This is a genomic window from Kitasatospora sp. NPDC056446, assembly GCF_042796115.1.
Classification (GTDB): domain Bacteria; phylum Actinomycetota; class Actinomycetes; order Streptomycetales; family Streptomycetaceae; genus Kitasatospora.
Map to the genome: position 1 here is coordinate 20,618 of NZ_JBHTRF010000040.1, position 8,287 is coordinate 28,904.

Below are 8,287 nucleotides of genomic sequence, written 5' to 3' on the forward strand. Positions count from 1 at the left end.
CGGTCGCCGACGGGGCCCGCCCGCACGGCGGGCCTCCTGAGGCCGACCCTAGGCCGGGCCTCCGCCCACCCACCAGTGCTACCCGGAGGTAGTACACGTTCGACGGCGGCGAGTGCCACCATGGCCGTGCGGGCGGCGGATTGCGGGACTCTTGCCTTGGCACGCCCCGGCGCCGGGTACCGTGAGTGGGTTCACCCCCGCCTGCCCGCTGGCCCCGCAGCCATCCTGAGGAGACCTCCCGTGCGTATCGCCGTCGCCGGCTCGATCGCCACCGACCACCTGATGACATTCCCCGGCCGGTTCGCAGACCAGCTCGTCGCCGAGCAGCTGCACACCGTGTCACTGTCCTTCCTGGTCGACACCCTGGACATCCGCCGCGGCGGGGTCGCGCCGAACATCGCCTTCGGCATGGGCGTGCTGGGCCTGCGCCCGATCCTGGTCGGCGCCGCCGGCGCGGACTTCGCCGAGTACCGCAGCTGGCTGGAGCGCAACAACGTGGACTGCGACTCCGTCCACATCTCCGAGACCCGGCACACGGCCCGCTTCATGTGCACCACGGACGAGGACCACAACCAGATCGCCTCGTTCTACACCGGCGCCATGGCGGAGGCCCGCAGCATCGAGCTGAAGCCGATCGCCGACCGCGTCGGCGGCCTGGACCTCGTGCTGATCGGCGCCGACGACCCGCAGGGCATGGTCCGCCACACCCAGGAGTGCCGCACCCGCGGCTACGCCTTCGCCGCCGACCCCTCCCAGCAGCTGGCCCGCCTGGAGGGCGAGGACATCCGCGACATCGTGGACGGCGCCGCGTACCTCTTCACCAACGAGTACGAGGCCGCGCTGATCGAGACCAAGACCGGCTGGGACGCCGAGGAGCTGCTCACCCGCGTCGGCACCCGGATCACCACCCTCGGCAGCAAGGGCGTCCGGATCGAGCGCAAGGGCGAGGCGGCGATCCTGGTCGGCTGCGCCAAGGAGGAGGCGAAGGTCGACCCGACCGGCGTCGGTGACGCCTTCCGGGCCGGCTTCCTCACCGGCCTGTCCTGGGACCTCGACCTGGAGCGCTCCGCCCAGCTCGGCTGCATGCTCGCCACCCTGGTCATCGAGACCGTCGGCACCCAGGAGTACGAGCTGCGCCCGGCCGGCTTCCTGAGCCGCTTCGAGGAGACCTACGGCGCCGAGGCGGCCGCGGAGATCCGCGCGCACCTGGTCAAGTAGTCCGCCGCACGACGAGGTAGGCCGAGCCCCGGTCGCCGCCGTAGTCGGCGGCCGGGGCCTCGCCCGCGTACTCGTGCCCGCGCATCCCGCACCAGGCCGGGATGTCCAGCCGGGCCGCCTCGTCGTCCGCCAGCACGACGATCGTGCCGCCCTCCGGCACCTCGCCGATCCGCTTCGCCAGCTCGATCACCGGCAGCGGGCAGCGCTTGCCCAGGGCGTCGATGACTGTGATTCGCCCGCTCGCCTCCGGGCGCTCTGACCCGGCGCCGACGCTCCTCGCTCCGGCACTCCCTCCTGCGTCGGTCGCCGGCCGCTCGTCACTCTCGGCACCGGCGCGCCCTTCGGCTCGGGGCGGGATTTGCCCACTCGCCTCCGGCCGCTCGTCACTCCCTCCTGCGTCGGTCGCCGGCCGCTCGGCAGCCTCCGCCCCCGCGCTGCGCAGGGTCGTCGGTGCCGGCAGGTCCAGCCCGAGCGGGGCGCGGACTCCGGCCACCAGCTCCGGCAGCACGGCGAGGAAGCGCTCCACGTCCGCCTCGGCCGTGCCGTACGGCAGCGAGACCCGGACGTTCCCCTCGGTGAGCACCCCCATCGCGGCCAGCACGTGGCTGGGCGTCAGGGTGGAGGAGGTGCACGAGGAGCCGGAGGAGACCGCGAAGCCCGCCCGGTCCAGCTCGGTCAGCAGCACCTCGCCGTCCACGTACAGGCAGGAGAAGGTGACGATGTGCGGCAGCCGCCGCACCGGGTCGCCGACCACCTCGACCTCGGGCACCAGCCGCGGCACCCGGGCCCGGATCCGTTCCACCAGCTCGTGCAGCCGGGCGTTCTCCCGTTCGGCCTCGGCCCGGACGGCGCGCAGCGAGGCGGCCGCCGCCACGATCGCCGGGACGTTGACGTAGCCGGGCACCCGGCCGCCCTCGCGTTCGTCGGCCGGCAGCGGCGAGGCGTACCGGACGCCCTTGCGCACCGCCAGCACCCCGACCCCGGGCGGGCCGCCCCACTTGTGCGCGCTCGCGGTCAGCAGCGACCAGCCCGCCGGGACGTCGACCCTCCCCGCGCTCTGCGCGGCGTCCACCAGCAGCGGGACACCGGCCTCGGCGCACAGCGCGGCGACCTCGCCGACCGGCTGGACGGTCCCCACCTCGTGGTTGGCGCTCTGCAGCGCGGCGAGCGCGGTGTCCGGCCGCAGCAGCGCGCCGAAGGCCGCCGGGTCGACCCGCCCGCCCCGGTCCACCGGCACGACGGAGACCTCGCCGCCGCCCGCCTCGTGGCGTTCGGCGACGTGCAGCACGCTGGAGTGCTCCACCGCGGAGTGCACCAGGTGGCCGCCGCGCCGCCGGTTCCCGGCGAGGGCGCCGAGCAGGCCGAGTTGGACGGCCTGCGTCCCGCTCGCGGTGAAGGAGACCTCGTCGGCCCGTGCGCCGAGGGCCGCGGCGGCGGTCTCGCGGGCGGCGTCCAGCAGCATCCGGGCCTGTCGGCCGGAGCGGTACAGCCGGGCCGGATCGGCCCAGCCCTCGTCCAGGGCGGCGGTCAGCGCCTGTCGTGCGACGGGGTGCAGAGGGGCCGTCGAGGCCGCGTCGAAGTACACCGTCACATTTAACGACACACCCGGATCGGATTCAGGTCCGGCGGAGCTGCTCACCCACCGTCAGTCGATCACCCCGAATGTCCGCTTCGTCCACGTCCGACGGGTCGTCACGGGCGTTGCCCGAGGTCATCCCCCGATCGGGCGTACGGACCTCGAATGCCTACGATGACCTGCGACGCAGTGCCTACCGGGCCTGATCGGGCGACCGGGCGGCGCGTTACCGGGGGCTGCCCGTCAGGAGCGCATAAGGCTGGAGTAGGGTTTGGCCCGCATAAGCATTCAAACCGTGCCCGTGGACGGGTCGCCGGGGAGGCTCACAGCCCCCCGGGGCGACGCGAAGGCGGGCGAGACTTCGGGAAGGCGCTACGTGAGTCCCAACGGCTCCGACCGCTCGCCGCGGCGCACGATGCGGCGGAAGCTGCCTCAGGCGCTGGCACTGGGCCTCGTCATCGCGACCGCCACCGGCTGCTCGGCCAACGACCTCCCCAGGCTTGGCCTCCCGAGCCCCGTCACCAAGGAAGGGCCGATGGTCCTCCAGATGTGGCAGGGGTCCTGGATCGCGGCGCTGGTGGTCGGCGTACTGATGTGGGGTCTGATCATCTGGAGCGTGATCTTCCACCGGCGCAAGCGCACCGGCGTGGAGGTCCCTCCGCAGACCCGGTACAACGTGCCCATCGAGGCGCTCTACACCGCGGTCCCCATCATCATCGTCTCGGTGCTCTTCTACTTCGTCGCCCGCGACGAGAACAAGCTGACGCACGTCTCCGAGAAGCCGCAGCACTACGTCAACGTGGTCGGCTTCCAGTGGAGCTGGGCGTTCAACTACGAGAACACCGAGACCCCCGACCCGGCCAACAAGGACGCCGCGTACGAGGTCGGTACTCCCAAGGACGTTCCGACCCTCTGGCTGCCGGTCGACGAGTCGGTCCAGTTCCGGCTCACGTCGCGTGACGTCATCCACGACTTCTGGCCCGTCAACTTCATGATGAAGATGGACGTCGTCCCGGGCGTGGTGAACAAGTTCGAGGTCACCCCGACCGTCAAGGGCGAGTACATGGGCAAGTGTGCCGAGCTCTGCGGCACCGACCACTCGCGCATGCTGTTCAACGTCAAGGTCGTCGACCGCGCCGACTACGACAAGCACCTGGCCGAGCTTCGCGCCAAGGGCCAGAACGGTGCGCTGCCTTCCGGCCTCATCTCCATGGGAAGTGAAGAGAAGTGACCATCCTCAACGAGCCCGCCGCGGCCGGCGGGGGCGCCGAGGCCGTCACGGTCGGGGCGCAGCGGACCCGGAAGCCGGGTTCGACCATCATCAAGTGGTTGACCACCACTGACCACAAGACGATCGGCACCCTGTACCTGGGCACGTCGTTCGCCTTCTTCCTGATCGGTGGCATCCTCGCCCTGGTCATGCGTGCCGAGCTGGCTCGTCCCGGGACCCAGATCCTGTCGAACGAGCAGTTCAACCAGGCGTTCACGATGCACGGCACGATCATGCTGCTGATGTTCGCGACGCCGCTGTTCGCGGGCTTCGCGAACTGGATCATGCCGCTGCAGATCGGCGCCCCGGACGTGGCCTTCCCGCGTCTGAACATGTTCGCGTACTGGCTGTACCTCTTCGGTTCGACCATCGCGGTCTGCGGCTTCCTGACCCCGAACGGCGCCGCCAACTTCGGCTGGTTCGCCTACTCCCCGCTGTCCGACGCGGTGCACTCGCCCGGTATCGGCAGCGACATGTGGATCATGGGTCTGGCCTTCTCCGGCTTCGGCACGATCCTCGGTGCGGTCAACTTCATCACCACGATCATCTGCATGCGCGCGCCCGGCATGACGATGTTCCGGATGTCGATCTTCGTCTGGAACGTCCTGCTGACCTCGGTGCTGGTCCTGCTGGCCTTCCCGGTCCTGGCCGCCGCGCTGTTCGCCCTGGAGGCCGACCGGAAGTTCGGGGCCCACGTCTTCGACCCGGCCAACGGCGGGGCGATGCTGTGGCAGCACCTCTTCTGGTTCTTCGGCCACCCCGAGGTGTACATCATCGCGCTGCCGTTCTTCGGCATCGTCTCGGAGATCATCCCGGTCTTCAGCCGCAAGCCGATGTTCGGCTACTCCGGTCTGATCGCGGCCACCATCGCGATCGCCGGTCTGTCCGTGACGGTGTGGGCGCACCACATGTACGTCACCGGACAGGTACTGCTGCCGTTCTTCTCGTTCATGACCTTCCTGATCGCGGTCCCGACCGGTGTGAAGTTCTTCAACTGGGTCGGCACCATGTGGAAGGGCTCACTGAGCTTCGAGACCCCGATGCTCTGGACGGTCGGCTTCCTGGTCACCTTCCTCTTCGGTGGTCTGACCGGTGTCCTGCTGGCCTCCCCGCCGATCGACTTCCACGTCTCGGACTCGTACTTCGTCGTCGCCCACTTCCACTACGTGGTCTTCGGCACCGTCGTCTTCGCGATGTTCGCCGGCTTCCACTTCTGGTGGCCGAAGATGACCGGCAAGATGCTGGACGAGCGCCTCGGCAAGATCACCTTCTGGACGCTGTTCTTCGGCTTCCACACCACCTTCCTGGTGCAGCACTGGCTCGGCGCGGAGGGCATGCCCCGCCGCTACGCCGACTACCTGGCCTCGGACGGCTTCACCACCCTGAACACCGTCTCGACCATCGGCTCCTTCGTGCTCGGCCTGTCGATCCTGCCGTTCCTCTACAACGTCTGGAAGACCGCCAAGTACGGCGAGAAGGTCACCGTGGACGACCCGTGGGGCTTCGGCCGCTCGCTGGAGTGGGCGACCTCCTGCCCGCCGCCGCGGCACAACTTCCTCACCCTGCCGCGGATCCGCTCCGAATCCCCGGCCTTCGACCTCCACCACCCGGAGATCGCCGCGCTGGACTACCTGGAGAACCACGGTGAGCCGGCCAAGCACCTCGCCGGTGTGACCCCGGCGAAGTACGACGCCCCGAAGCTGGGCAAGGGCAAGCAGGAGGGTGACGCCTGATGAAGGAACAGGGGAAGATCTTCCTCGGCCTCTCGGTCTTCGTGCTGGCCATGGCCATCACCTACGGCCTGTGGACGAACAACTCGGGCCCGGGTCTGGAGGCCGCCGGTACCACGGCGCTGTTCCTGGCCTTCGCCCTCTGCGCCTTCATCGGGTACTACCTCGCCTTCACCGCCCGTCGGGTGGACAGCGGCGCGGGTGACAACCCCGAGGCCGAGGTCGCGGACGACTCCGGCGAGCTGGGCTTCTTCGCCCCGCACAGCTGGCAGCCGCTCTCGCTGGCGCTCGGTGGCGCGCTCGCCTTCCTGGGCGTGATCTTCGGCTGGTGGCTGATGTTCTGGGCCGCCCCGATCATCCTGATCGGCATCTTCGGATGGGTCTTCGAGTTCTACCGGGGCGAGAACCAGAACCAGTAGGGTTCCGCATCCGACACCAGGGCCGGTCCTCCCGCACGGGAGGACCGGCCCTGGTGCGTCTCCGGGGTGACGGCCTCACTCAGCCGGGTGAACGGGGGCTTCCCCGGATGTCGCTTCACCCGCAGGCGTTCCTACGATCTGATCAATCGTGCGAACCCTCGGAGGCGGTCATGGCCGACAGGCGCGGAATCGCTGGCATCGGCGGCATCTCGCTGGCCCTCGCAGTACTGGCCCCGCTGGCCGCCTGCTCGTCCGGTGAGGACGAGCCCGCCGGGCCGCACCGGATCGACGCCGGCCCGCTGGTGCACCTCTCGGCGGAGGGCAGGGTCGACCCCTCCCAGCCGGTCACCGTCACGGCGGTGCCGGGCAGCCGGCTCACCGACGTCACCGTGGTCGGCCCGGACGGCCGGGTGGTGGCCGGCCGGCTCGCCGAGGACCAGCGCAGCTGGCAGACCACCGGCCGGCTGAAGGCCGCCACCGCCTACTCCGTGCGGATCGCCGCCGACGACGGCAAGGGCGGCCGGGGCGACACCGCGGCCGACTTCAGCACCCTCGCGGCCCAGCGCCTGCTCACCGCCAAGCTCGGCCCGGACTCCTCCGGCAGCGGCGTCTACGGCGTCGGCCAGCCGCTCACCGTGCAGCTCTCCGAGGCGGTGAAGGACCCGCAGGCCCGCCAGGAGGTCGAGCACGCCCTCACCGTCACCTCCCGGCCCGCCGTCACCGGCGCCTGGTACTGGGTGGACGACAAGAACCTGCACTTCCGCCCGGAGGACTACTGGCCGGCCGGCACGACCGTCGGGCTGGCCTTCGACGGCACCGGCAGCCGGATCGCGGACGGCCTCTACGGCGGCGACCGCAGCTCGCTGGACCTGCGGATCGGCGACCGGGTCGAGTCGGTGGTCGACGCCGCCGCCCACGAGCTCACCCTGAAGCGTGACGGCGACGTCGTGCGGACCATCCCGGTCACCACCGGCAAGCCCGGCTTCGACACCCGCAACGGCGTCAAGGTGGTGCTCGGCCAGGAGCGGTCGGTGCGGATGAACGGCGAGACCATCGGCATAGCCTCCGGCAGCTCGGAGGCGTACGACCTCGACGTGCTGTGGGCCACCCGGGTGACGTGGAGCGGCGAGTACGTCCACGCGGCGCCCTGGTCGGTCGGTTCGCAGGGCGTGGAGAACGTCAGCCACGGCTGTACCGGCATGAGCACCGACAACGCCAAGTGGTTCTACGACAACACCAGGGTGGGGGACCTGGTGACGGTGGTGAACAGCCGCGGCGGCGAGATGGAGGACTTCGGCAACGGCTTCGGCGACTGGAACATCGCCTGGACCGACTGGGTCAAGCACAGCGCCGTCGGACAGCCCCTCAGCACCACCGTCCCGAACGACCGGTCCCCGGCCTCGGGGATGATCCGCCCGGAGGTGTGAGCCCCCTCCGGAGCCCCTGACGGCCGCCGCTGCCCGGCCCCGTCGCCCCGCCCCCTGCGAGCCCCCTGCCGGGCCGCCCAGGGCCGGAGAGGGCAGCTCGGGACCCCGTTCAGCGCCCCTGCGGGAAGAGCGTCTCAGCCCGCGGGGTAGGCCACCCGCAGGGCGGCGACCGCCGCGGCCAGGGCGTCCTCGTGGGAGAGCCCGAGGCGGTTCGCCCGCCCGGCGTACTCCGCGGCGGCCTCGGCGGCCAGCCGGTGCGCGGTGTCCCCGGCGGCGGCGATCAGCGTGCCGCGCCGGCCGTGGGTCTCCACCACGCCGTCCGCCTCCAGCTCCTTGTACGCCCGGGCGACGGTGCCGGCGGCCAGCCCCAGCTCCTCGGCCAGGGCCCGGACGGTGGGCAGCCGCAGCCCGGTCGGCAGTTCCCCGGAGCGGGCCCGCTCGGCGATCCCGGCGCGGATCTGCTCGTACGGGGGAGTGGCGGAGTCGGGGTCGACGGAGAGCTGCACGGGAGGCTCCTGGCACGGTTGCGGGGACGGGAAAGCCCGAGGGCCGCCGACCCCGGGAACACAGGGCGGCGGGCCGCGGGGGGGGGGGGGGGGCGGACGGGTTGAGTGGTGGGCGTGGGCGCGGGTGTTGTCGTGGTGGTC

At 71.2% G+C, this 8,287-nt stretch carries 7 protein-coding genes; 5 read left to right on the top strand and 2 right to left on the bottom strand.

Annotated features, from left to right (window positions below):
* Positions 1 to 240 precede the first annotated feature (240 nt).
* Positions 241 to 1,218 carry a carbohydrate kinase family protein gene (locus ACFQ6N_RS24040; protein WP_380652540.1) on the top strand — a complete coding sequence of 326 codons (978 nt, stop codon included), beginning with the start codon at positions 241 to 243 and terminating at the stop codon, positions 1,216 to 1,218.
* Here the strand turns inward: ACFQ6N_RS24040 and ACFQ6N_RS24045 are convergent.
* Positions 1,211 to 2,821, bottom strand: a complete 1,611-nt coding sequence (locus tag ACFQ6N_RS24045) for a cysteine desulfurase/sulfurtransferase TusA family protein (RefSeq protein WP_380652542.1) — start codon at positions 2,819 to 2,821, stop codon at positions 1,211 to 1,213. The two genes, ACFQ6N_RS24040 and ACFQ6N_RS24045, sit on opposite strands and share 8 nt — an antisense overlap.
* Before the next feature lie 349 nt (positions 2,822 to 3,170).
* On the opposite strand from ACFQ6N_RS24045, the gene coxB reads away from it, so the two are divergent.
* The 4 genes from coxB (at position 3,171) to ACFQ6N_RS24065 (ending at position 7,640) form a co-directional block, all read left to right on the top strand.
* Positions 3,171 to 4,025 carry a cytochrome c oxidase subunit II gene (coxB, locus tag ACFQ6N_RS24050; protein ID WP_380652544.1) on the top strand — a complete coding sequence of 285 codons (855 nt, stop codon included), beginning with the start codon at positions 3,171 to 3,173 and terminating at the stop codon, positions 4,023 to 4,025.
* Entirely contained in the window at positions 4,022 to 5,797 is a 1,776-nt protein-coding gene (ctaD, locus tag ACFQ6N_RS24055; RefSeq protein WP_380652546.1) for a cytochrome c oxidase subunit I, read from the top strand. Before coxB ends, ctaD begins: the two co-directional genes overlap by 4 nt.
* Complete coding sequence (locus ACFQ6N_RS24060; RefSeq protein WP_030240079.1) at positions 5,797 to 6,213, top strand: cytochrome c oxidase subunit 4; 417 nt, start codon at positions 5,797 to 5,799, stop codon at positions 6,211 to 6,213. The genes ctaD and ACFQ6N_RS24060 overlap by 1 nt, the downstream gene beginning before the upstream one ends.
* A 170-nt stretch (positions 6,214 to 6,383) precedes the next feature.
* On the top strand, positions 6,384 to 7,640 hold the full coding sequence (locus ACFQ6N_RS24065) for an Ig-like domain-containing protein (protein ID WP_380652549.1): 1,257 nt from the start codon (positions 6,384 to 6,386) through the stop codon (positions 7,638 to 7,640).
* Positions 7,641 to 7,774: 134 nt separating this feature from the next.
* Here the strand turns inward: ACFQ6N_RS24065 and ACFQ6N_RS24070 are convergent, their stop codons facing one another.
* Positions 7,775 to 8,146, bottom strand: coding sequence for a GntR family transcriptional regulator (locus ACFQ6N_RS24070; RefSeq protein WP_380652551.1), 372 nt, complete (start codon positions 8,144 to 8,146; stop codon positions 7,775 to 7,777).
* Positions 8,147 to 8,287 lie beyond the last annotated feature (141 nt).